Genomic DNA, 22,696 nt, shown 5'->3' with positions numbered 1-22,696 from the left:
AGATACTGCCCGACGAGAAAAAAGAAAGCGCCATCGCCTTCCTCAAGGCGGCGGTTGCCTACTACGCCAGCCTCGGCGTCGCGATAGCCCGCGTCATGACCGACAACGGCTCCTGCTACAGATCCAAGGCCTTCGCCAAGGCCTGCCGCGATCTCGGCCTCAAGCATGTCAGGACAAGGCCCTATACGCCCAAGACCAACGGCAAGGCAGAGCGCTTCATCCAGACGGCACTGCGAGAATGGGCCTACGCCATTGCCTATCCGACTTCAGACCACCGCGCCGCCGAACTGCCTGTCTGGCTGCACCGATACAATTGGCATCGACCTCACGGCAGCCTGAAGTCCAAACCACCTATCAGTCGCCTCGCCTTAACCGAGGACAACCTGTTGAGGCTCCACACCTAGGCTAGGTAATCGTTGCAGCATTAAAGACGCTTCCTCAATTGGGGCGGCGCCGGTTGCGGCTTCGAATGCACTTTGAAGCTCATTTAGCGATATAGGACCAACGTTTGCGGCCTTCGATCGTGTGAGCCGAGCAAGTTGAACGAAAATGGCGAAAATGGTGTCAGGGTCGAAAGATACGTGTATCCGTGCATCACGTTCACAAATCACCCGGATAAAGTGATTCCAGAAATCAACCTCGTTCCCTTCACTGCCAAACATCGTATTGAATGTCTCTGTGTCGAGATTGGCGATGGTTTGGCATATTAGAGGTCGCCGAGGCAACCAGCTTGGAATGTCAACTTCAATATCAAGTTGTCCGAAATATTCCAGAAGTTCAGTATCGCTAAATTCGTTTTTCGATCTAGCTACGATAGTTTTCTTTGGGTCCAATCCAAGAGCAGAAAACATCTCGGCGCTATTCGGAAAATAGTGTTCTCTGCCAGTTATGAGAACACCACCTTTAGATTCAGAAATTATATCTTTTACACCCTGCAAGGATTTTGCTCGAATAATCTTTAGCTTTTGTCCATCATTGCTCCAAGCCTGTGATCCTACTTCGTCAAAACCGTCAAGCATAAGTGCGACGGAGCCGCTCTTAAACGCACGGATTGCAGCGCCTTCAAGGTCATCCAGGCCTAGATCTTGAAGATGCCGCCGTAGCAATTCACTGCTTCGACTGAGTCCCCAAGATTGCCGCAAATTGATTGCGACAGGGTACCCCAGCGTTTCGACGGCATTCGTGCTGAGAAGTCGGAACACCTCTCTAATGCAGCGGCTCTTTCCGCTTCCATATTCTCCGAGAAGAATGATTCTCGATCCGTCTTTCAACCATCGAGCGATCTCATGAGAGGTAACGTCGGAAACGCGTCCGTCTATCTTATAGCGAACTGGTACGTAAGCCGTCTCGTCACTTTCACCAGTAAGTGGGTCAACAGAACTTCCAAATGGTGCACTCTGGCGAGCCACGCTGTAACGATCGAAGTCGAAAAATAAACGGGAAAATTCGGCAATTGAAAGAACTTGAATGTGATGAGAAACGCCAGCTTCCTTCATGCTGTTGGTAATCGGTCCATTAACAACGCAGAATGACTTCGCAAGGATGCCACGTGAAAAAGAATCAGCCTTAGCTGTTATAAGCTTAGTAATATCCGTTCGAACCTTGGATAGTGTTCGATCTTCTGTGATTTCTATGTGAATACTGACTTCTGAATCGATAGCAATTGCGCCATCGATGTTTACGCCTCCAATCTTGGTCGGCAAGCAAGGCTTTCCCCAGATGTGCTGGGCAAGACCGCGAACCTTATCCTCAAATTTGTCCCATGACTTATCCATATCGAATCCCCCATCGAGTCAGCATCTACGGACTGCGCATTTGATGCAAGTCACTAAGGTCAGCAACTAGCGAGTGGCTCGATCGATATGTGATCGACTTCAACCCGCCCCATCACCCGCTTTTGCTAGGCAATCTCCGCCAACAGGCACTCCCAAGACCACCTGATTCCGGCCGCCCGCTGGCCAGCAGGTCCCGCGCCATGACCAGTGCCTCGCGGCCACCATTGATGGGCTCGCGCGCACCGCCAGCGCCGATAGCAAGAGATCGGTCGGATTTCGCGTTCGGCCTGTATCCTGCGGTTCAGGCCAATTTTACGGGCAAATCACCGGAATCCATAAGATATTGATAATATTCGGTGGTTATACCAGGGAGCTGTCGTCGATGTGCCAGAGCGGCATTTTGGACAGACTGGGGTGGTGACCGTCATGGATTTGCAGCCGTGAAGCGCGATACGATTCCAGCATCCGTGGTCGGCCAGGGAGCCTATCACGACGAGCGCCTGGATGCGCTGCTCAGCATTACCGGCCGGATGGACGGCTATCTCTACCGCTGCCGCAACGATGCGTCCTACACCATGCTCTATATCAGCGACGGCATACTCACCGTCAGCGGTTATCGGCCGAGCGATTTCATTCACAACGCGGTGCGCGACTATGTCTCGGCCATCCACCCGGATGATCTCGCCGCCGTCTATGCCGCCGTCGACACCGCGCTCGAGGCGCGCTGCAACTGGAACGTCGACTACCGCATCGTGCCGCAGGTCGGCGAACCGCTCTGGGTCCGCGAGATCGGCGGCGGTGTCTGGGATGATACCGGCGAACTCGAATTCCTGGAGGGCTTCGTCGTCGACATCAGCGACCGCAAGGTTGTCGAGGACCTCAATTCGCAGCTGCTGCTGGATCTGAAGACCGCCAACGAGGAACTGTCCGCGCAAAAGCGCGAGATCGAGCTGGCGAAGCTGCAGAGCGACCATTCGGCCAACCACGATCTGTTGACGGACCTGCCCAACCGGCGTGCCTTCCACAACGAACTCAAATCGGTGGTCGCCCGCTGCGGCGCCACCGGCGAGGCGGCCGGACTTCTGTTCATCGACCTCGACCGGTTCAAGGAAGTCAACGACACGCTCGGCCACGAGGCCGGCGATGCGCTGCTGCAGCGCGTCTCGAGCCAGCTTCGCTCGATTCTGCGCAGCGCCGATTTCGTCGCCCGGCTTGGCGGTGACGAGTTCGCCTTCTTGTTCTCGGGCGACTCCGGTCTGGCGCAGCAGAAGGCTGTGCGCGTCGCCGAACGCATCCTGGAAAGGTTGCGGATCAAGGTTCCTACGCCGAATGGCGAGATCCAGGTCGGCTGCACCGTTGGCGTGGCCATGTATCCGGCGGAAGCCGCCGATTCCGAAGCGCTGATCGCACTCGCCGACCGGCTGATGTACATCGGAAAAAAGAGTGGCCGCAACCGGTTGGTCACCGCGAAGGAAATGGCGCCGCAACAGGCATCGTCCGGTCCTCGCCACCCGATTCGCAAGACCGCCTAGCGCTATCAGGGATCTGCACCAAAGCCCATCAAGCAGGCGCGAACACGCGTGCGGCTTCGACGACTTCATCGACCTGATCGTGCCGTAGCAGGTCGATGGGAACGCGGCCGTCAAGCTGCGCCGAGGGGCGCGTCAGCCACAGCCAGGCCAGCCTCGGATTGCTGATCTGGGACAGCACCCCAGGGATGCCCGCGACCGGCCTGCCGTCGACGAACTGCGCCAGCGGGAAGACATGCTTGCGGCCGCCCTTGCGCAAGGCGATGACCTCGCCCCGCCTTTGCCAGCGATGCAGAGTCGAGCGGGCGATGCGCAGGTTTTCTTCCAGATAGGTCGATCCGGCGACGCGGCCCGCCCAATCCTCGATCAGCATCGATTCGAGATCGTCGGATTTGGGGAGCGAAGGGGGCTCGGCATCGGCCAACAGGGTGGTCGTCGGATTTGTCGCGCCAGCGATACCGGCTTCGCTGCGGCGCGCGGCCTCGGCCGCCAGCGCGCGCACGAATTTCGAGGCCAGGCCAGGCAGGTCGGCATGGATGGTGTCGATGGCGCGCTGGTGCTTCGGCGACAGCAAGGTGACGGCGGACGCTATGCTGCCGGCGATCTTGCCGACCGAGACCATGGTGGGATTGTTGATGGCCTCGTCATAGTGGGCAAGCGCGCGTTCGACCTCCTCCGCGACCATCTCCGCGAAGTCGTCCTGCTTGATGTCCTGGATCAGAAATTTGTTCATGCATCTGTCTTCCGGGCCGCGCGCTCCTCCCAGCGGCGGATTGTTGAACTTCTAGAGCAGAAAGGGGAAATCGCGGCGGCAACAGATGCAGCGGCCCGACAGCTTGCTGTCTTGCATTTCTGGACACCCCCAACTGACTGCGAGCGCCCCGAAATGTCAGTCGCAGGGCGCCTCGATTGCGTGTAGGTGCGATGTGTGACAGCCGCGCGACGGTGAGAAGCACGGACGGCCAAGCTGCCGATCTCCCCCCTCGTGGGGGAGATGCCCGGCAGGGCAGAGGGGGGCGCGAAAGATCGCTGCGCAGCGATGTTTGCGCCCGAGCTCCACGTCCTTGTGACGCCGCTTGACGGTCGGCTACAACAATCCCGCCTGCTCGGCCTCGCGGCGCAAGTTCTGCCGCGGCCTGGGGCCGATCTGCTGGATCACCAGTCCGGCCGCCAGTGAGCCAAGGTCGCCGCAGGTCTGCAGGTCGCGGCCTTGCGTGTAGCCATGCAGGAAGCCGGCGGCATAGAGATCGCCGGCGCCTGTCGTGTCGACCAGCTCCTTGATGGCGGTCGCCTTGATGACCACGGTCTCGTCGCCGCGTACGATCACCGAGCCCTTTTCCGAACGCGTCACGGCGGCGATCCTGCAATCCTTGCGGATCTGCGCCAGCGCCTCGTCGAACGACGATGTCTGGTAGAGCGACTTGATCTCGTGGCTGTTGGCAAAGACGATGTCGACCGTGCCCGAACGCATCAGGTCGAGGAACTCGTCGCGGTAGCGGTCGACGCAGAACGAATCCGACAGTGTCATCGACACTTCGCGGCCTGCCGCGTGCGCCAGCTTCGCCGTCTGCCGGATTGCTTCCTTGGCCCTCGGCGGGTCCCACAGATAGCCTTCGAAATAGGTGACCTTGGCGCCAGACGCCTTGTCGGCCTCGACATCCTCAGGGCCAAGCTCGACGCAGGCGCCGAGATAGGTGTTCATCGAGCGTTCGCCGTCGGGGGTGACGAAGATCATCGAGCGCGCCGTCGGCGGCTCGCCCTTGAGCGGCCTGGTGTCGAAGGCGACGCCCTGCGCATGGATGTCGTGGGCGTAGATTTCGCCCAGCGCATCGCTGGAGACCTTGCCGAAGAAGGCGGCGCGGCCGCCGAAGCTGGCGACGCCGGCCGCCGTGTTGCCGGCACTGCCGCCGGACGCTTCGATCGCCGGGCCCATGCGGCTGTAGAGCAATTCGGCGCGCTGCGTGTCGATGAGATTCATCGCGCCCTTGATGATGCCGTTGGTCTCGAGGAACTCCTCGTCGCACTGGGCAATGATGTCGACAATGGCATTGCCGATGCAAAGCACGTCATAATCCGGCATCAAAATCTCCGCCAAAAACCCGAGCCGGCTTCTTGCCACGTCGGCCGGGCGCGGGTCTAGCGATTTGAAACCGGTTTGCCTAGAGCGCGACCCACAACTTTGGTGGATCAGGCCAGAACAGGCCAAAAGCGCATCCGCAACGAGGCGCTATGACAATTCGACCGTGGCCGAAGCATTTCATCGCGACACCACTTAAAAGCCTGGCTCAGACGATCACGTTTTAAGGCGAGCCAGCCCATGCCGACAAAGAACACGCCGACAGGGAACGACATGACCACCGATCTGGCACTGCCCGCCGTGCTGGCGGTGCTCTGGGGCGCCTCCTACACCTTCATCAAGATCGGCGTCGAGACGATCCCGCCGGTCACCTTGATTGCCGCCCGCACCCTGATCGCGGGTGGCATCCTGTTCGCCATCATCCGCTGGCGCGGGCTCGCCATGCCGGGCGATGCGGCGAGCTGGCGCCGCTTTGCGTTCCAGGCCTGCCTCAACAGCGTCATACCGTTCACCCTGATCGCCGCCGCCGAACGCTCGGTCGACGCCGGCCTCGCCACCATCCTGAACGCGACCTCACCGATCTTCACCTTCCTCTTGACCGCGCTCATCACCCGCCACGAGCCGGTCACGTTGCGCAAACTGATTGGCATCGGCGCCGGCATTGCCGGTATCTGCCTCATCATCGGCACGCAGGCGCTGGGTGGTCTCGGTCATGAACTGTGGGCACAGTTGGCAATCGTCGCCGCAACAATCTGCTATGCCGGCGCGGCGATTTTCGGCCGTGGTTTCAAGAGCCTCGACCCGATGCTGCCGGCCGCCGGCTCGATGCTCTGCGGCGCAGTCATTCTCGTGCCGCTCAGCCTTGTGTTCGACCAGCCATGGACGCTGTCGCTGTCGACCGCGTCGATCCTGGCGCTGCTCGGCCTGTCGGTGTTTTCGACGGCGCTGGCCTTCGTCATCTATTTCCGCCTCATCCACACGCTGGGCTCGGTCGGCACCACCTCGCAAGCCTATCTGCGCGTGCCGATCGGCGTCGGCATCGGCGCCGTCTTCCTTGGCGAAAGCCTTGGTTCAACGGCATGGCTGGGCATGGGTTTTGTCATTGCCTGCGTCGCTGCCATGACCATACCGGTTCGAAAGCCGGCGTTTGCGCGGTAGAGCAATTCCAGGAAAAGTGTGAAGCGGTTTTCCCGGGAAAAGCGCATAGCGCTTTCCCTTGGGAATTGCGTCAAAGCAAAAGAACCAGCCCGCTTGTGCGCGCGACCTAAGCTGCCTATCTCGGAAGCGTCCGCCGCTCGGCGGCGTCCGCTAGAGGGGCTGAAGCACGGTGATTTTCGACGCAGCACGCACCGCGGCCCTTGAGCTGCTCTCGCCTCCGTTTCGTGCCGTGTTCGTGAAGACGCTCGGGCTGACCTTGCTTGCGCTGGTGGCCTTGTGGTTCGGCCTGACCAGCCTTGTCGAGTGGCTGGCCCTGCCGTGGCTGCAGACGCTGTTGCCCGGCATGCCGTCCTGGGCCGGCTGGCTGGGCGGCATCATCGCAGCCATCGCGCTCGCCTTCGGGATGGCGTTGCTCATCGCGCCGGTGACGGCTGTTGTCGCCGGCCTGTTCCTCGACGATATCGCCGAAGTGGTCGAGCGCACCGACTATCCCGACGATCCGCCCGGCCGCGCCATGCCGGCGCTGCGCTCGCTGGTGCTGTCGATGCGATTCCTCGGCGTTGTCATTCTTGGCAACATCGTCGCCGTGCTGCTTCTGCTGGTGCCGGGCGTCAACATCGCCGCTTTCTTCATCGTCAACGGCTATCTGCTCGGACGCGAGTTCTTCGAATTCGCCGCCATGCGCTTTCGCGGGGAAGAAGAGGCCAGGGCCTTGCGCCGGCACTATGCCGGCACCGTGTTTCTCGCCGGACTGGTAATCGCTGCCTTCCTCGCCGTGCCGTTGCTCAACCTGGTGACGCCGCTCTTCGCTGCCGCCATGATGGTGCATCTGCACAAGGCGATTTCGGTGCGGGAAGTGGCTCGATCCGGATATAGGCGCACTTAACGCAGGAGAAATCCGCGTCCCAGTTCGTCGTCGGGCTCGACGATGAACTCAGCCCGCCCGGAATAATAGGCGCGACCGCCGACGCGGGCGATGATCGCATCGTGCGGGCCAGCCGTCGCCGTCCGCACCACGGCCCCGGAAAAACGCGAGCCGGCGATGCTCTCGAACATGCGCGTCTGCCCGATCGCGATCTCGCCCCTGTCATGCATGGCCGCCAGCCTTGCGGTGACGCCGGAGCCGGTCGGCGAGCGGTCGACTTCGGCTTCGGCGAAGACACAGACGTTTTTGGTCACCTCGCTGGAAAAGGCATCCTTTCCGTCGGTCAGGATGGTGCCGTAGAGGAAGGCGAGGTCGGCGTGTTCGGGATGCGACAGTGGGAATTCGGCCTTGAGCCGGTTCGTCAGCGCCGTTGCCGCATCGACGAAATCGCGTACCCGGTCGCGGCCGAATTCGAGCCCGAATTGGTAACAATCGGCAAGCGCGTAGAAAGCGCCGCCATAGGCGACGTCGAAGCCGATCGTGCCATGGCCCGCAAGCTCTATCGTCTGGTCGCCCGCGAACAGGAACGCCGGCACGCTTTCGAACGACACCGCGCCGGCCTTGCCGTCCCTGACCTCGACCGAGGCGATGACCAGCCCGCACGGCGCCTCGATGTTGACGGTCGTCACCGGCTCGCGTTTCGTCACCAGTCCTTCGTCGACGGCGTAGCGGCCGAGCGCGACGACGGCGTGGCCGCACATGGTCGAATAGCCTTCATTGTGCATGAACAGCACGGCCAGGTCGGCGCCGGGCAGGTCCGGCTCGAGCAGCAAGGCACCATACATGTCGTAATGGCCGCGCGGCTCGAACATCAGGATTTTCCTGAGATGATCGAGATGGTCGCGCACATAGGCGCGCTTTTCCAGGATCGTGCCTCTCGGGATGTCCGGATAGCCGCCGGTGACGATCCTGACCGGCTCGCCGCCGGTATGCATATCGACGACGGTCAGCGTCATGCGATGGGCCTTATCTAAGCTGAAGGTTTGCCGAACAGCGCCTGCAATTTGCCGAACGGCATGGCGGCGCGGGTGAAGCCGAAGGTGCCGTCCTGCTGGATTTCGCGCGCCGCTGTCTCCAGCATGCCATAGGCGAAATTGGTCAGCCACGGCCCGAGCGAGATGCGCTTGACGCCGGCCATGGCGAGATCGGCGATGGTAAAGCCGGGCCTCGCCATGACGTTGACCGGCTTGCCGACCGCCGAGCAGATCGCACGCACCATCTCGACGTCGCCGATGCCCGGCGCATAGAGCACATCGGCGCCGGCCTTCTCGAAAGCCTGCAGCCGCTTGATGGTGTCGTCGAGGTCGGACTTGCCCCACAAGAAATTCTCGGCGCGCGCGGTGAAGACGAAATCGCGCTTCAGCGCGCGAGCTGCCTCCACGGCCGCCGCGACGCGCTCGACGGCGTGCGAGAAATCATAGATCGGCTTGTCCGGGTCGCCGGTGTGGTCCTCGATCGAGCAGCCGGCAAGGCCGGCCGCTTCCGCCGCGAAGACGGTTTCCGCGGCACTGGTCGGGCTGTCGCCCTTGCCCTTCTCGAGATCGGCCGAGACCGGCAGGCTGGTCGCCGCCGTCACCTCGCGGCAATGGTGGATCATCTGGTCGAAGGTCACGGTGCCATCCGGCAGGCCGCGCGAAAAGGCAAAGCCGGCGCTGGTCGTCGCCAGCGCCGTGAAGCCGAAAGAAGCCAACAGCTTCGTCGTGCCGATATCCCAGGGATTGGGCATGACGAAGGTCGAGGCATGCAGGTCGCGAAAGATCTTGCCCTTGTCCATGGTAGTTCCCCCTGTGCGGTGTAGCTAAGCGGATTTTATCCTGCCTCATTTGGCCGGGCAAACGAATGCGGTTGGGTCAGAAGCGTTTGGCGTTCTCTCCTGCCAATTTGTCCAGCGCGTCGGAATCCTTGGCGTAGCGCGATGTCTTCTTATCCCACCGATAGGCGACGGAAATCGCATGAGACTCTGGCCTGGGCGGTTCGTCGTCGCAGCTTTCGCCACTCAGCACCGTGGCATCGGTCACGGTCACCTTGATGGCGGCATAAGGCTGGCCGTCGGCGACGATCTCGAAAGCCACGTCCTGCTTGCGGCTGAAGGCGCACAGGTTCTCATCGAACGTATAGATCATGTCGATCAGTTCGAATTTTTCGTCGCGGACCATGATCAGCGGCGTGATCACATAGTTCTGGCTCGAATTGAAATGCGCGCTCATGGTGACGAGGACGTCATCGTTGGCACCGACGGAAAGCTTGCCTGGTTCGCGGAAATAGGTGCCACGATCGAGCGCGACATTGACGGCGTCGAGCAGTTTTGGTTTGGCCGCAATGTCGTAGAGCGCCAGCACCGCATAGCCCTCGGCGCTGTCGGGGGAATCCCCAAGATCGAACAGCATGGTCAGCCGATCCTTGCCGCTGGCCTTGATGGCAAGCACCGCGGCATTGGAAAAGCCCGACGTCTCAGGCGGCGAGCCGCCGCTGTCCGGCCCCTCGATATGACGCATCTCGATCGGCAGCCCGCCCTTGTAGAAGCCGTCCTTGTCTGCGGCGAGATCTGGGATAACCATCCTCGCCAGATCGAGATAGGTGACATCCTTGCGGCCCGGCAGCGCGCTGCCGAGTTCCGGGAAGCCGACGGCCTGCGCGCCGGCCGCGGTCCACAGGAACGGCAGCAGCATCAGGGCGAGGACGAAGCGAAGCAGGGTGGGTTTCATGCGCGGCCTCAAGTTGGCGGCCAAGCTAGCACGGACAATCGAGGCGCACAGCCGTGGGCTGAGATCAGGTCAGTGGATCGGCACCAGCCCGGCCAGTTCGCGCATGTCGTCGAACAGGATGCCGCCGGCCTGGATCAGGCCGTCGCGGTCGGAATAGGGGTCGCCATGATAGGAAAACACCCGCATGCCGGCGGCAATGCCGGCTTGCGTGCCGGCGACGCTGTCTTCGATGACGATGCAGTCGGCGGGCGCGAAGCCCATGGTCTTGGCCGCATGCAGGAACAGGTCGGGGAACGGTTTGCCGCGCGCGACCATGGTCGAGGAAAACATCGCGTGCTCGAACAACGGCAACAGCCCGGTCTGGCCGAGCGTGATGTGCATCTTCGACACCCTGGCCGAAGTGGCGACGCAATAGGCGATGCCGGCTGAACGCACGGCTTCGACAAACTCGCGGACGTAAGGGATTGCCTCGACGCCATGGGCGAACAGGTCAGGCAGGCCGGCATTCCAGCGATCGACGAAATCGGCGCCGAGTCTGACGCTGGTTTCCTCTTCGATCTGTTTCTGCACCGAAGCCATGCTGCGGCCGGAGAAATGCTTGCGGCAATATTCGAAGCTCGTCGGATAACCGGCAGCGCTCAGCCATTCGGCGAGGCGCCGATTGGCCAGGTTCTCTGTATCGACCAGGATCCCGTCGCAGTCGAAGATGACAAGTTTAGGAATTCGCATCAGGCGGTGCCGGTCGATCCGAACCCACCGGAGCCACGCGCCGTTCCGCCGGCAAGTGTGCGCTCTTCCACGGCTGCCTGCGTCACCGCCGCGAAGACGATCTGGGCGATGCGCATGCCGCGCGTCACCGCGAAATCCTCGTCGCCGAGATTGATCAGCAGCACCTTCACCTCGCCGCGATAGTCACTGTCGATGGTGCCGGGCGTGTTGAGCACGGTCAGGCCATGTTTGAAAGCAAGTCCGGAGCGCGGCCGGACCTGGCCTTCCATGCCTTCCGGAATCTCCAGGATCAGCCCGGTCGGCACCAAAGCGCGTTTGCCAGGCAGGATCAGCAGCGGCCGGTCGTCGGGCACCGCGGCGCGCAGATCCATGCCGGCCGCGCCGGTGCTTTCATAGGCGGGAAGCGGGAGTCCCTCAGCATGCGGCAACCTGACGAAGCCGACGGTGGGACCGATGACGGAGGGAGTTTGGAGGGCTGCGCGCATAAAATCGATCCTATCGGCGCGAACGGCGATTCGGTCAACTCGACCGCAATGCTATCAACGTCTTTCTTTCAGGCATCACTATGACCTGGCCATCGGAACGACGGTCGTCTCCTTGATTTCCTCCATCACGAAGGAAGCGGAGACATCAGACAGCGCTACCTTGGCGATCAGCCGCTGGTAGAGCCGGTCGTACGCCTTCACGTCGGCGACGCGGGCGCGCAAGACATAATCGAGGTCGCCGGACATGCGGTAGACGCCGGTGATCTCGGGAAAGCCGGTCACCGCCGCCCGGAATTTCTGCAGCCACTCCGGGTCGTGGTTGGACGTGCGGATCAGGATGAAGACGGAAAGGCCAAGCCCGAGCTTTTCAGCATCGACCAGCGCCACGCGGCCGGTGATGACGCCATCCTCCTCCAGCCGCTTCACCCGGCGCCAGCAGGCATTGCGCGACAGCGACACCCGTTCCGACAGCTGGTCGACTGACAGCGTGCCGTCGCGTTGCAATTCAGTCAGCAATCTTCGATCGATTTCGTCGATTTCCTGCGCCATGTGGGATGTTTGTCCCATGAGTAGGCCAAATACAAGGACATTTTGAGACCGATGAACCGGCGAAGCATGTCAGGATACTCATATCAGGAACTCGAACACTGAAGGGGAACCAGCATGTCGGTCGCAAGGATTTTCACCTCTCATCCGGCCAAGGTCGGCGAAACCTATCTCGGTCACATGGGTTTTGCCGCCTGGTTCTCGTCGCGGCTGCTGATGGCGGCGGGCGCCGCGCTCGTTCACGCTTTCTTGCCATTTCTGTTTGAGACTACCGCCAGCCGAATCGTTCGCGAGCTTTATGAGCGGACGCAAAACAGAGGCACGCACGCGACCAAGGAGCCTGCGGCTCTTATGGATCGCGCCTAGAGGGCGACAGAAGCGATGTGCCGGTGGGCGGCCTACCTCGGTGAAGCAGTCTTTCTCGAAGACATCCTCACCGCGCCCTGTCACTCGCTGATTGCCCAGAGCCATTGCGCCCAGGAAGCGAAATCACCGACCAATGGCGACGGCTTCGGCCTTGCCTGGTATGGCGACCGCCCGGAGCCGGGTCTCTACCGCGACATCCTGCCGGCCTGGTCGGATCCCAATCTGAAGAGCCTGTGCCGGCAGATCAAATCCGGCCTGTTCCTCGCCCATGTGCGGGCGTCCACCGGTGGCGCCACCAGCCGCATGAACTGCCATCCGTTCATCTCCAGCTCCTGGTCGTTCATGCACAACGGCCAGATCGGCGGCTTCGAAAAAATCCGCCGCGCGCTGGAGAACTCGCTGTCCGACGCCGTTTTCGACCAGCGCGAAGGCACCACCGATTCCGAATTGTTCTTTCTCCTGATGATCGACGAGGGGTTGGCCACCGATCCGCAGGGCGCCGTCTCCCGTGCCACCAGCCGCGTGATTGAAGTCTCGTGCCGCGCCGGCCTAGAGCCGGCGCTGAAACTCACCGCCGCCTTCTCGGATGGACAGGCGCTGCATGCGGTGCGCTATGCCACCGACGCCCACGCGCCGACGCTCTACACCTCGACCTTCCGCAAAGGCGGCGGCCGCTGCATCGTTTCCGAGCCGTTCGATCGCGAGGGCGGCGATTGGCAGGCGATCCCGCCATCGAGTTTTGTCACGATCACCGGCGATGGCATGGCCATTCGCCCGTTTGCACCGGCTACTGCAAAGCTGGCGCTGGTCGTCTAATCGCAAATCACAAATCACGGCACCGTCGCGGGCCTCGCCCTGGCTATCACCTTCAGAAGCTTTCCGGCACGCTGGAATGTCTCAGCCAATGGCGGTCGAAGACATCGAGAATGGCGCGGAACTCGGCTGGCGGGACCTGGTGGACACCGCCATCGCTGCCTCCCATGAGGAACCGTATGAGCTGTCGGTCGACCTGCTCCGGTTGCTCGATGGATATGCCGAGCGATCCCAAATCCTCTGATATCGACTGGTCGCTCAGCAGGTATCCGCCCCACGAGGTAGCGCCGGGCGCCGGATCGCGCAGACGTACGATGAGGATCCTGGTCAATGACGGCAGGGCCTCTGGGCCGATAATACCGGTTCCGCACATATAGCCGCCAAGCACACTTCCCGGCTGCGACTGCGGCAGCAGGCTGATGAAGAACTGGGCATCGCCGCCGGCTTCCTTCAGATGCACGTAAAGAGCGCGCTTGGCTGGCGTGACAGGGCCGCCAAGCACCAACTGGCCTGTCGGCAACGCTTCGCGATAAGTGGCTGTCAGGCCATGCAGACCAGGCCCTGTCTCGATCGACAGGATGCCCTTGATGATCTGGCCGCGATAATAAGGCGACCAGGCGCGCGAATAGCATGCATAGGTACCGGTCAGCGCGAAGACGAGGCTGCGCTCATCATGGCCGGTGGAGGTGTCGAATTGAGTGCCGGCGCGGCGTTCGAGCACTGCGCTGTCGACGCCATGGCGGGCCGCGATGGCGGCGGTGAAGTGCGGCAGGTCGCAGTCGGCGATCCATGCGCCTGGCTGCTCCAAGCGAAGCAGCTTCGCCCAATCATCATAGACACTGTGCTCGCGCGGCTGGGCGCGGCCCTGCAGCCATTTGTCGGCGCGGCCGAGATCGAACGCGGTCTTCGGATTAACGGCTCGGAACGCCGCCGCCAGATCCTTGCGGGTGACGGTCCCCAGTAACGCCGAGGTCAGCCGCAATTTCTGCGCAATGTGTTGTGCCATACGGCTGCCTCTTGCTGCTCGCTGTCTGCCATAACACCCCGTCACCCATCCTCCCATTGTTATATTTCCATCAGCTAATATTCCAGGAATTCCAGAGAATTCCACGGTATTCCATACGTGCTGCCTTTTCGGGTCGCGGGCCGGCGCTAAGCTCGTAGAGGGCAAGGGGCATATCATCCGCGAGAACGTGCTGAACGTGAGCTGAGCACGTCCCTTTCTTCGCAGAGCAGTGACTCGCTCCAATCGAGCAACGGCCGAACTGGGCTAAAGGAGCCTGCTAGCAACCGAACCGTAATGCCACCTCAACCTGAAGGAACGACCGGATGACCTCGAACGCCTCTTCCAGACTGACGTTCATTGTATTTACTGCTGGCTGTATCGCGTTGGCGCTGCTCTTTCGATACGCGCCGGCCGGTGAATTCCCTCGAAATATATCAAGACCGCACCGGTGGCACTCGCCGCAAATCCGACGCGCATCGACGTCGACAATGAGGCGCACGCCATACGCTTCTACATCGATGGCAAGCAGGTCGCCTTGCTCGATCAGTCCGGTTTCAGACAGTAAGGCGCCAAGCCGCGCAAGGTCGTGCGGCGGTTTTGAGTGCATGAGACTAGAACTTGGGCGCGACGCATGGGTGATCCAGAAAATGCGGAGCGCTTTGGAGCCAGAGAGGAAATCGTCATGAGACTCGTTCTGTCCGCGTTGCTTGTGCTGCTTGCCTTGTCGCAGGTAGCGGAGGCGAAGAAGAAAGTCGTGGTGACGCCGGACAATGCCGCCAAGGCGCAGGCGACCCGGCCGCCGCTCGACAACGCATCGACAGGCGGGATTAAACCTGCCGCGGATGCAAAGGCGCCAGCCATCGACGGGATGCAGTACCCGCCGGCGCTATATCTCAATTTCCACTAGGCCGGTTGCTTGCCGGCGTCGGATCGATGACCCGCGGCCATTGACCGCTGGCTTTCGTCGTCCGCTGGGCTATTGAGCGAAGCGTCCCAATCCATAAGGCGCCAAAAGCGGGTCGCGCTCGCCCTCAAGTATCTCCCGCGCGGCGAACAGGCCGACGGCCGGCGCCAGCGTGATGCCCGAATGCATGACCGCGACATAGACACCGTCCATGCCCTCGACGCGGCCGATGATCGGAAAGCCGTCGATCGGCGTCGGCCGGTAGCCGACCGTGTGGAAATCGAGTTCCAGTCCCTCGCTGCCGCGCAGCATGGCTTTCATCGCCGCAAACAGCGCGTGGGCGGTGGCTTCTGCATTCATGCCAGGGTCGGCGCCGCCGAAATCCGAGCCGGCGATGATGCGACCCTCGGCCGTCTGGCGCATATGCAGCCGCTCGGCCAGCACCAGCCCGTTGAGCAGCTTTTTGTAAGGCCTTGAATGGACGATCAGGCCGGGCGGTGTTTCGATCGGCAGATTAATCCCGGCAGTCGCGGCGATATCCGGTGAGCCAACGCCGGCCGCGATCACCACTTCGTTTGATGCAATCAGGCCATGCGATGTGTCGACACCGGTGATCTTGCCACCGGCCTGGACCAGCGCCGTGACCGTGCTGGAGATGATGCGTGCGCCATGTCGCTCCGCGTCTGCCAAAAGGGCACGGGTAGCAGCCACCGGTTCGGCGACACCTTCCTCAGGCACATGCAGGGCAAAGTCGGGAAGCTCGGCGAGATTGGGCTCGATGCGCGCGGCACCGGCGCGGTCGACTCGTTCGATGCCGTAGCCCCAGACGGAATGCTCTGTGGCGTAGGTTTCCATGTCGGCCGCCGCCAAATCCCAGCACAGGCCGCCACACCAGCTGAGCGGGAGGCCGGGCAGATCCTGCGCCAGCCGCGTCCATTCGGCCATCGCGCGGGTGCGCAGTCGGAAATACGGCTCCGGATTGCCCCAGCTGGCATTGATCCAGGCAAAGGAATTGGGCGTTGCGACCCCGCCGGCGGCGCTGTCGGCAACGACCGTCACCTGCGCGCCCGCTTTGCTCAGATGCCAGGCGATGGAGGCGCCGATGATGCCGGCACCGATGACGATCACTTGTTTCCCGTTGCTCATGCTCGCTCCTCTGCCTCGTCATCCGGAGGGATGTTCATCCAACTGCCATCCTGGCAGCCGTTTGCCAACATCGAGCAGCGCAAAATATGCCGCAATGCGCTGGCCTGAGCCACAGCATGACGGAGCTGCATGCTCTGACCGAGAGGTGGCAACCAGCAGCATCCCCGCCGGACCGGTCGACAGCCCGGCACTGCGCTGCTAGAAGCCCGGCCTGTCACACGGAAATCCCAGAGAATGCCCGAAGCAATAGAAGAAGAAGTGGCGCGCCGCCGCACCTTCGCGATCATAGCGCACCCCGACGCCGGCAAGACGACGCTCACCGAAAAGCTGCTGCTGTTCGGTGGCGCCATTCAGCTTGCCGGCGAAGTCAAGGCCAAGAAGGACAAAATCCAGACGCGGTCCGACTGGATGAAGATCGAGCGCGAGCGCGGTATTTCGGTCGTCACCTCGGTGATGACCTTCGAGTATGAGGACACTGTCTTCAACCTGCTCGACACGCCCGGCCACGAGGATTTCGCCGACGACACCTACCGCACGCTGTCGGCGGTCGACTCGGCCGTGATGGTCATCGACGCCGCCAAGGGCATCGAGCCGCGCACGCTGAAACTGTTCGAGGTCTGCCGGCTGCGTGACATCCCGATCATCACGTTCGTCAACAAGATGGACCGCGAAAGCCGCGATCCGTTCGAGATCCTCGACGAGATCGAGCAGAAGCTGGCGCTGGATACCGCGCCCATCACATGGCCGATTGGTCGGGGAAGAACCTTTTCCGGCACCTATCATCTGGCGCTGAACGCGGTACGCAAAGGCGACGACGAGAAGGAACGCACACCGGTCAACGGTCCCGATTCCAACCGCGTTGCCGGGCTGCTGCCGGAAAACGAGCGTGAGGCCTTTATCGAGGAGCTGGAGCTCGCGCGGGAGGCTTGCCGACCTCTTGATATTGACTCGTTCCGGGAAGGTCATCTGACGCCGGTCTATTTCGGTTCTGCGCTGCGCAATTATGGCGTCCGCGACCTGATCGAGGCGCTTGGCGCGTTTGGGCCCCCGCCGCGCGCGCAGGAGGCCGACACCCGCAAGGTCGAGGCGACCGAAGAGAAGATGACGTCCTTCGTCTTCAAGATCCAGGCCAACATGGACCCCAACCACCGCGACCGTATCGCCTTCGTCCGCGTCTGCTCGGGCAAGCTCGAGCGCGGCATGAAGGCAAAGCTGGTGCGCACGGGAAAGCCGATGTCGCTGTCGGCACCGCAATTCTTCTTTGCGCGCACCCGCGTCACCGCGGACGAAGCCTTTGCCGGCGATGTCGTCGGTATTCCCAACCACGGCACGCTGCGCATCGGCGACACGCTGACCGAGGGTGAGGAGATCCTGTTCCGCGGTGTGCCGAACTTCGCGCCCGAAATCCTGCGCCGCGTCCGCCTTGGCGACGCAATGAAGGCCAAGAAGCTCAAGGAAGCGCTGCAACAGATGGCCGAGGAGGGCGTCGTGCAGCTGTTCTCGCCGGAGGATGGCTCGCCGGCCATCGTCGGCGTTGTCGGTGCGCTGCAGCTCGACGTGCTGAAGGAACGGCTGAACTTCGAATACACGCTTCCGGTCGAGTTCGAGATGTCGCGGTTTTCGGTCTGCCGCTGGATCTCGGCCGACGACAAGGCCGAGGTTCACCGCTTCATCGAGGCGCATCGCGGTGACATCGCCCGCGATCTTGACAACGATCCGGTGTTTCTGGCCCAGCACGCCTTTTCGCTGAACTACGAAGCGGAACGCTGGAAGGCGATCCGCTTCGCCACGATCAAGGACTATCAGGTCCGCGACAAGGCGGCATGAGCGGCAGCTCTTCCTTCTCCCCCGTTTACGGGGAGAAGGTGCCCGAAGGGCGGATAAGGGGCAGCGTCGACCTGGGTCTAATAGACTCCAACGTTCCCCGCCCGTTGCAGCTCCAGGCGTTCGAAGCAATTGGCTTTCCGTCCGCTACGCGGACCGCTTCTCACCCTTTCGCCGCTTCCTCGATCTTGGCGACGTCAATCTTGCTCATCTGCATCATCGCTGACATCACGCGGCCGGCCTTGGCCCGGTCCGGATCCAGAAGCAGGTGCGGTAGCTGCTCCGGCACAACCTGCCAGGAGACGCCGAATTTATCCTTCAGCCAGCTGCATTGCGACGGTTGGCCGCCACCTTCGATGAGCTTGTCCCAGAAGTAATCTACCTCTTCCTGCGTCTTGCAGTCGATCGACTGCGACATCGCTTCGGTGTGCTTGAACTGCGGTCCACCGTTGAGCGCCTGGAACTGCACGCCGTCGAGTTCGAACGTGGTCACCAACACCTTGCCTTCATCGGCGTGGCCTTCGGGCCAACGCATCACGCTCAGCACCTTCGAATTCTTGAAGATGGAGACGTAGAAATTCATGGCCTCTTCGGCCTGGCCATCGAACCACAGGCAGGTGGTGATCTTTTGCATGTCGTGCTCCTCGGGTGTTTTGGTTGCGGTTACGGCGAAACGGCTGACTCCGGGAATGGTGCATATCTTGCCGTTTGCCCAAGGACGGCCGTGCGGCACGCAATCCGACAACGGGGTGCAATTTTTTTGGAAGATCTGATTTTTGCAGGGAATCTGGCGCATTGCAAAATTGTGGCCAGACCATGTTTGCGCGTCTATAACGCCTGCGGTCCGAATTCAGCTCTGCCGCGCCATTCCTGGGCTGCGGCCAGCCACCAAGGAAAAAACATGCCTGCCTATCGCTCCCGCACCACTACCCATGGCCGCAACATGGCCGGCGCCCGTGGTCTGTGGCGCGCCACAGGCATGAAGGACAGCGATTTCGGCAAGCCGATCATCGCGGTGGTCAACTCCTTCACCCAGTTCGTGCCGGGTCATGTCCATCTGAAGGATCTCGGCCAGTTGGTCGCGCGCGAGATCGAGAAGGCCGGCGGCGTCGCCAAGGAGTTCAACACCATCGCCGTCGATGACGGCATCGCCATGGGCCATGACGGCATGCTCTATTCGCTGCCGTCGCGCGAGCTGATCGCCGATTCCGTCGAATACATGGTCAATGCGCATTGCGCCGATGCCATGGTCTGCATCTCCAATTGCGACAAGATCACGCCCGGCATGCTGATGGCCTCGTTGCGCCTCAACATTCCGACCGTCTTCGTTTCCGGCGGGCCGATGGAAGCCGGCAAGGTGGTGCTAGCCGGCAAGACGCAGGCGCTCGACCTGGTCGACGCCATGGTCGCAGCGGCCGACGACAAGATCTCCGATGAGGACGTCAAGGTCATCGAGCGCTCAGCCTGCCCGACCTGCGGCTCCTGCTCGGGCATGTTCACCGCCAATTCGATGAATTGTTTGACCGAAGCGCTTGGCCTGTCGTTGCCGGGCAACGGCTCGACGCTGGCCACGCATGCCGACCGCAAGCGTCTGTTCGTCGAGGCCGGCCATCTGATCGTCGATCTCGCCCAGCGCTACTACGAGCAGGATGATGAGACCGCTCTGCCGCGCAACATCGCCTCAAAAGGCGCCTTCGAGAACGCCATGACGCTCGATATCGCCATGGGCGGCTCGACCAACACCGTGCTGCACATCCTCGCCGCCGCGCATGAGGGTGAGATCGACTTCGATCAGGATGACATCGACGCGCTGTCGCGCAAGGTGCCGGTGCTGTGCAAGGTGGCTCCCGCCAAGTCCGACGTCCACATGGAAGACGTCCACCGCGCCGGCGGCATCATGGCGATCCTCGGCCAGCTCGACAATGCCGGCTTGATCAACCGCGACCTGCCGACCGTTCACACGTCAACGCTCGGCGAAGCGCTCGACCATTGGGATGTTTCACGCTCGACCAGCCAGAGTGTGCGCGATTTCTTCCTCGCCGCCCCCGGCGGCGTGCCGACGCAGGTCGCCTTCAGCCAGGATCGCCGCTGGGACGAACTCGATCTCGACCGCGAGAAGGGGGTCATTCGCTCGGCAGAACATCCCTTTTCCAGGGATGGCGGCCTTGCCGTGCTGAAAGGCAATCTGGCGCTCGACGGCTGCATCGTGAAGACGGCCGGCGTCGACGAATCGATCCTGAAGTTCACCGGCCCGGCGCGCGTCTTCGAAAGCCAGGATTCGAGCGTCAAGGCGATCCTGTCCAACGAGATCAAGGCCGGCGATGTCGTCGTCATCCGCTATGAGGGACCGCGCGGCGGCCCCGGCATGCAGGAAATGCTCTATCCGACCAGCTATCTGAAGTCGAAGGGCCTCGGCAAGGCCTGTGCGCTGGTCACCGATGGCCGCTTCTCCGGCGGTACTTCGGGCCTGTCGATCGGCCACGCGTCGCCGGAAGCCGCCGAAGGCGGGCTGATCGGCTTGGTGCAGGAAGGCGATACGATCGAGATCGACATCCCGAACCGCAGCATCCGCCTTGCTGTCAGCGACGCTGAAATCGCTGCCCGCCGCGCTGCGATGGAGGCAAAGGGCGCCTTGGCCTGGAAGCCTGAAGAAAAGCGCAAGCGCAAGGTGACCACCGCCTTGCGCGCCTATGCCGCCATGGCCACCAGCGCGGCCAAGGGCGCGGTGAGGTTCGTGCCGGAGTAGTGCGGTTCTTCCTTCTCCCCTTGTGGGAGAAGGTGGCCTCGCGAAGCGAGGTCGGATGAGGGGTGTTCCAGGGAACGCCAACGCCTCACTCCGCTGGAACACCCCTCATCCGTCTCGGCGCTAACGCGCCGATCCACCTTCTCCCACAAGGGGAGAAGGGAAGAGTGTGCTACGGCATCAGTTGGTACTCATAAAGCTTCTGATAGAGCCCGCCCTGTTTGAGTAAGGTCTTGTGCGGACCGCTTTCCACCACCTTGCCGGCTTCGAGCACCACGATTGTGTCGGCCTGGTGCACGGTCGACAGGCGATGCGCAATGACGATCGTCGTGCGCCCTTCGGTCAGCTGCTGCAGCGCATCGCGGAAAAGCGCTTCCGATTCGGCGTCGAGCGCGCTGGTCGCCTCGTCCAGGAGCAGGATTTCGGCATTGCGCAGCATGGCGCGTGCGATCGAGATGCGCTGGCGCTGGCCGCCGGACAGCAGCGCGCCGTTTTCGCCCACCTCGGTGTGGTAGCCTTTCGCCTGCGCGCTGATGAACTCATGCGCGTTGGCCGCCCTGGCGGCAGCGATCACCTCTTCGTCGGTCGCGCCCTCGCGCCCAAGCCGGATGTTGTGCATGATCGTGCCGGCAAACAGGAACGTGTCCTGGCTGACATAGGCGATCTTTTCCCGCAGCGACGCGAGCGTCGCATGGGAGATGTCTTGGCCATCGAACAGCACCTTGCCGCTCTGCGGGTCGTACATGCGCATGATCAGGTTCAGAATGGTCGACTTGCCGCCGCCGGAAGGCCCGACCAGTGCCGTCATCTTGCCGGGCGCAAGCGTCATGTCGAACCGGTCCAGCACCGGAGGGCCATTCTGATAGGCGAAGCTGACGGCGTCGAACCTGATCTCGCCCGGTCCGGCCAGAAGCGGCTTCGCATCCGGCTTCTCGGCCAGCGTCAGCGGCTCGTCGGCCAGCTGGAACATCATGCGCACACCGACGATGCCGCTTTCCAGTGAGATGCGCACGCGCGCAAGGCGCTTTGCCGGTTCATAGGCGAGCAGCAGCGCCGCGATGAAAGCCATGATGCCGCCAGGTGTCTGGCCGCCCTGCAGCACCAGAAGGCCACTGACCAGGACGGCGCCGGCGATTGCCAGCCCGGCGAGCGTCTCCATCACCGGACTGGTGATCGCTTCCAGCGTGGCGATGTTGTTGGCCCGGTTCTCGACATCCGACACCGCCTTGAACATGCGCTTGCGCATCATGCCTTCGAGGTTGAAGGACTTGACCACGCGCACGCCGATCGCGGTTTCCTGCATCACCTGCACGATCTGGCCGACCGAGCGAAACTCCAGCGCTGCGAACTTGCGAACGCGCTTCAGGATGCGGTTGACCCCATAGATGGCCAGGGGGCCGACGATGAAGCAGATCAGGGACAACGCCGGCTGCTGCACGATCATGACCAGCACCAAGGCAACCAACGTCACCAGATCCCGCACATAGGACGTGACGATGAGGTCGAGCACGTTGCGCGCCGCCTGCGCATTGTTGGTCATGCGGGTGATCAGGTCGGATGACGAGGTCGAATGATAGAACTCAATGCCTTGCGCCAGGACGCGATCGTAGATCTTGCGCTGCCGTTCGGCGATGATGGCGTTGCCCACCCGGCTCATGAAATAGGCCTGGACGAAATTGGCGATGCCCTTGACGATGAAGATCGCTGCGACCGCCAGGGCAATCATGTTGACGCGATCGATCCTTTTGTCGATCACGAATTCATTGGTAATTTCGCGCAGGATCCATGCGCTGGCAGCCGTCATGCCGGCCACCACCAGCATCGACAGGATGGCGGCGCCGTAGCCAAACATATGCTGGCGGAAGGATTCCCGAAGCAGCCTCGCGACGAGGCGCTGGTTCTCCGTCGAGCGGAAGAAACGAAACAAACGGCTGGTCCTTGAAACCGCGACAACGAAGGCGGCTT

At 62.0% G+C, this 22,696-nt stretch carries 22 protein-coding genes; 9 read left to right on the top strand and 13 right to left on the bottom strand.

The genetic code is table 11. The features are described 5' to 3' along the window. Window positions 1–404, top strand: a 404-nt coding sequence (locus tag NKI73_RS29270; protein ID WP_352634983.1) for an integrase core domain-containing protein, incomplete at its 5' end; no start/stop codon positions are given. On the opposite strand, the gene NKI73_RS29265 is transcribed toward NKI73_RS29270, so the two are convergent. Then, complete coding sequence (locus NKI73_RS29265; protein ID WP_352634981.1) at window positions 369–1,775, bottom strand: hypothetical protein; 1,407 nt, start codon at window positions 1,773–1,775, stop codon at window positions 369–371. The genes NKI73_RS29270 and NKI73_RS29265 overlap by 36 nt on opposite strands. Before the next feature lie 440 nt (window positions 1,776–2,215). On the opposite strand from NKI73_RS29265, the gene NKI73_RS29260 reads away from it, so the two are divergent. Then, window positions 2,216–3,307 (top strand): GGDEF domain-containing protein, encoded by a 1,092-nt coding sequence (locus NKI73_RS29260; protein WP_352634979.1) that lies wholly within the window; start codon window positions 2,216–2,218, stop codon window positions 3,305–3,307. Between the two features lie 28 nt (window positions 3,308–3,335). Here the strand turns inward: NKI73_RS29260 and NKI73_RS29255 are convergent, their stop codons facing one another. Beyond that, window positions 3,336–4,037, bottom strand: coding sequence for an antitoxin Xre/MbcA/ParS-like domain-containing protein (locus NKI73_RS29255; RefSeq protein ID WP_352634977.1), 702 nt, complete (start codon window positions 4,035–4,037; stop codon window positions 3,336–3,338). Window positions 4,038–4,391: 354 nt separating this feature from the next. Further along, window positions 4,392–5,384, bottom strand: coding sequence for an adenosine kinase (locus tag NKI73_RS29250; protein WP_352634975.1), 993 nt, complete (start codon window positions 5,382–5,384; stop codon window positions 4,392–4,394). Between the two features lie 237 nt (window positions 5,385–5,621). Between NKI73_RS29250 and NKI73_RS29245 the strand changes: the two genes are divergently transcribed. Next, on the top strand, window positions 5,622–6,539 hold the full coding sequence (locus NKI73_RS29245; RefSeq protein WP_502905638.1) for a DMT family transporter: 918 nt from the start codon (window positions 5,622–5,624) through the stop codon (window positions 6,537–6,539). A 169-nt stretch (window positions 6,540–6,708) separates the two neighbouring features. Continuing rightward, window positions 6,709–7,425, top strand: coding sequence for a sulfate transporter family protein (locus tag NKI73_RS29240; RefSeq protein WP_352634974.1), 717 nt, complete (start codon window positions 6,709–6,711; stop codon window positions 7,423–7,425). Here NKI73_RS29240 and NKI73_RS29235 read toward each other — a convergent pair. The 6 genes from NKI73_RS29235 to NKI73_RS29210 form a co-directional block, all read right to left on the bottom strand. Then, window positions 7,422–8,420, bottom strand: a complete 999-nt coding sequence (locus NKI73_RS29235; RefSeq protein ID WP_352634971.1) for a proline racemase family protein — start codon at window positions 8,418–8,420, stop codon at window positions 7,422–7,424. The genes NKI73_RS29240 and NKI73_RS29235 overlap by 4 nt on opposite strands. Before the next feature lie 14 nt (window positions 8,421–8,434). Then, window positions 8,435–9,238, bottom strand: a complete 804-nt coding sequence (locus NKI73_RS29230; protein ID WP_352634968.1) for an isocitrate lyase/PEP mutase family protein — start codon at window positions 9,236–9,238, stop codon at window positions 8,435–8,437. Between the two features lie 76 nt (window positions 9,239–9,314). Then, complete coding sequence (locus tag NKI73_RS29225; protein WP_352634966.1) at window positions 9,315–10,169, bottom strand: hypothetical protein; 855 nt, start codon at window positions 10,167–10,169, stop codon at window positions 9,315–9,317. A 69-nt stretch (window positions 10,170–10,238) separates the two neighbouring features. Next, the gene (locus tag NKI73_RS29220; protein WP_352634964.1) at window positions 10,239–10,898 is read right to left on the bottom strand and encodes an HAD family hydrolase; all 660 of its coding nucleotides are present in this window, start codon (window positions 10,896–10,898) and stop codon (window positions 10,239–10,241) included. Beyond that, complete coding sequence (gene dut / locus NKI73_RS29215) at window positions 10,898–11,383, bottom strand: dUTP diphosphatase (RefSeq protein WP_127289994.1); 486 nt, start codon at window positions 11,381–11,383, stop codon at window positions 10,898–10,900. Before dut ends, NKI73_RS29220 begins: the two co-directional genes overlap by 1 nt. 78 nt (window positions 11,384–11,461) lie before the next feature. Continuing rightward, complete coding sequence (locus NKI73_RS29210) at window positions 11,462–11,932, bottom strand: Lrp/AsnC family transcriptional regulator (RefSeq protein WP_352634962.1); 471 nt, start codon at window positions 11,930–11,932, stop codon at window positions 11,462–11,464. A gap of 114 nt (window positions 11,933–12,046) precedes the next feature. Here NKI73_RS29210 and NKI73_RS29205 point away from each other — a divergent pair, with 114 nt between their 5' ends. Then, complete coding sequence (locus NKI73_RS29205) at window positions 12,047–12,295, top strand: DUF6356 family protein (RefSeq protein ID WP_352634960.1); 249 nt, start codon at window positions 12,047–12,049, stop codon at window positions 12,293–12,295. Window positions 12,296–12,310: 15 nt separating this feature from the next. Beyond that, window positions 12,311–13,111: a class II glutamine amidotransferase gene (locus NKI73_RS29200; RefSeq protein ID WP_352634958.1), complete on the top strand. Its 801-nt coding sequence runs from the start codon at window positions 12,311–12,313 to the stop codon at window positions 13,109–13,111. 52 nt (window positions 13,112–13,163) lie between these two features. Here NKI73_RS29200 and NKI73_RS29195 read toward each other — a convergent pair whose 3' ends face one another. Beyond that, window positions 13,164–14,114, bottom strand: a complete 951-nt coding sequence (locus NKI73_RS29195; RefSeq protein WP_352634956.1) for a hypothetical protein — start codon at window positions 14,112–14,114, stop codon at window positions 13,164–13,166. 631 nt (window positions 14,115–14,745) lie between these two features. On the opposite strand from NKI73_RS29195, the gene NKI73_RS29190 reads away from it, so the two are divergent. Further along, entirely contained in the window at window positions 14,746–15,021 is a 276-nt protein-coding gene (locus tag NKI73_RS29190; RefSeq protein ID WP_352634955.1) for a hypothetical protein, read from the top strand. 69 nt (window positions 15,022–15,090) lie between these two features. Here NKI73_RS29190 and NKI73_RS29185 read toward each other — a convergent pair whose 3' ends face one another. After that, complete coding sequence (locus tag NKI73_RS29185; RefSeq protein ID WP_352634953.1) at window positions 15,091–16,164, bottom strand: NAD(P)/FAD-dependent oxidoreductase; 1,074 nt, start codon at window positions 16,162–16,164, stop codon at window positions 15,091–15,093. A gap of 234 nt (window positions 16,165–16,398) precedes the next feature. Between NKI73_RS29185 and NKI73_RS29180 the strand changes: the two genes are divergently transcribed. Further along, the gene (locus tag NKI73_RS29180; protein WP_352634951.1) at window positions 16,399–17,991 is read left to right on the top strand and encodes a peptide chain release factor 3; all 1,593 of its coding nucleotides are present in this window, start codon (window positions 16,399–16,401) and stop codon (window positions 17,989–17,991) included. 160 nt (window positions 17,992–18,151) lie between these two features. On the opposite strand, the gene NKI73_RS29175 is transcribed toward NKI73_RS29180, so the two are convergent. Continuing rightward, window positions 18,152–18,622: a VOC family protein gene (locus NKI73_RS29175; protein ID WP_023758244.1), complete on the bottom strand. Its 471-nt coding sequence runs from the start codon at window positions 18,620–18,622 to the stop codon at window positions 18,152–18,154. Window positions 18,623–18,889: 267 nt separating this feature from the next. Here NKI73_RS29175 and ilvD point away from each other — a divergent pair, with 267 nt between their 5' ends. After that, window positions 18,890–20,734 (top strand): dihydroxy-acid dehydratase, encoded by a 1,845-nt coding sequence (gene ilvD, locus NKI73_RS29170; RefSeq protein WP_352634949.1) that lies wholly within the window; start codon window positions 18,890–18,892, stop codon window positions 20,732–20,734. Window positions 20,735–20,903: 169 nt separating this feature from the next. Here the strand turns inward: ilvD and NKI73_RS29165 are convergent, their stop codons facing one another. Further along, window positions 20,904–22,658 carry an ABC transporter ATP-binding protein gene (locus NKI73_RS29165; RefSeq protein WP_352634947.1) on the bottom strand — a complete coding sequence of 585 codons (1,755 nt, stop codon included), beginning with the start codon at window positions 22,656–22,658 and terminating at the stop codon, window positions 20,904–20,906. Window positions 22,659–22,696: the final 38 nt, after the last annotated feature.

The organism is Mesorhizobium sp. M0496 (genome assembly GCF_040321205.1).
In the GTDB taxonomy this organism is placed as follows: Bacteria; Pseudomonadota; Alphaproteobacteria; order Rhizobiales; family Rhizobiaceae; genus Mesorhizobium.
The sequence above is the reverse complement of the archived record's forward strand: the minus strand, read 5'-3'. Positions and strand labels throughout refer to the sequence as shown.

Excerpts from the sequence above, each read along its gene's own strand:
- NKI73_RS29265 (WP_352634981.1), bottom strand. The coding sequence starts at position 1,775 with ATGGATAAGTCATGGGACAAATTTGAGGATAAGGTTCGCGGTCTTGCC.
- NKI73_RS29255 (WP_352634977.1), bottom strand. The coding sequence starts at position 4,037 with ATGAACAAATTTCTGATCCAGGACATCAAGCAGGACGACTTCGCGGAG.
- NKI73_RS29250 (WP_352634975.1), bottom strand. The coding sequence starts at position 5,384 with ATGCCGGATTATGACGTGCTTTGCATCGGCAATGCCATTGTCGACATC.
- NKI73_RS29245 (WP_502905638.1), top strand. The coding sequence starts at position 5,622 with ATGCCGACAAAGAACACGCCGACAGGGAACGACATGACCACCGATCTG.
- NKI73_RS29235 (WP_352634971.1), bottom strand. The coding sequence starts at position 8,420 with ATGACGCTGACCGTCGTCGATATGCATACCGGCGGCGAGCCGGTCAGG.
- NKI73_RS29230 (WP_352634968.1), bottom strand. The coding sequence starts at position 9,238 with ATGGACAAGGGCAAGATCTTTCGCGACCTGCATGCCTCGACCTTCGTC.
- NKI73_RS29225 (WP_352634966.1), bottom strand. The coding sequence starts at position 10,169 with ATGAAACCCACCCTGCTTCGCTTCGTCCTCGCCCTGATGCTGCTGCCG.
- NKI73_RS29220 (WP_352634964.1), bottom strand. The coding sequence starts at position 10,898 with ATGCGAATTCCTAAACTTGTCATCTTCGACTGCGACGGGATCCTGGTC.
- dut (WP_127289994.1), bottom strand. The coding sequence starts at position 11,383 with ATGCGCGCAGCCCTCCAAACTCCCTCCGTCATCGGTCCCACCGTCGGC.
- NKI73_RS29210 (WP_352634962.1), bottom strand. The coding sequence starts at position 11,932 with ATGGCGCAGGAAATCGACGAAATCGATCGAAGATTGCTGACTGAATTG.
- NKI73_RS29205 (WP_352634960.1), top strand. The coding sequence starts at position 12,047 with ATGTCGGTCGCAAGGATTTTCACCTCTCATCCGGCCAAGGTCGGCGAA.
- NKI73_RS29200 (WP_352634958.1), top strand. The coding sequence starts at position 12,311 with ATGTGCCGGTGGGCGGCCTACCTCGGTGAAGCAGTCTTTCTCGAAGAC.
- NKI73_RS29195 (WP_352634956.1), bottom strand. The coding sequence starts at position 14,114 with ATGGCACAACACATTGCGCAGAAATTGCGGCTGACCTCGGCGTTACTG.
- NKI73_RS29190 (WP_352634955.1), top strand. The coding sequence starts at position 14,746 with ATGGGTGATCCAGAAAATGCGGAGCGCTTTGGAGCCAGAGAGGAAATC.
- NKI73_RS29185 (WP_352634953.1), bottom strand. The coding sequence starts at position 16,164 with ATGAGCAACGGGAAACAAGTGATCGTCATCGGTGCCGGCATCATCGGC.
- NKI73_RS29180 (WP_352634951.1), top strand. The coding sequence starts at position 16,399 with ATGCCCGAAGCAATAGAAGAAGAAGTGGCGCGCCGCCGCACCTTCGCG.
- NKI73_RS29175 (WP_023758244.1), bottom strand. The coding sequence starts at position 18,622 with ATGCAAAAGATCACCACCTGCCTGTGGTTCGATGGCCAGGCCGAAGAG.
- ilvD (WP_352634949.1), top strand. The coding sequence starts at position 18,890 with ATGCCTGCCTATCGCTCCCGCACCACTACCCATGGCCGCAACATGGCC.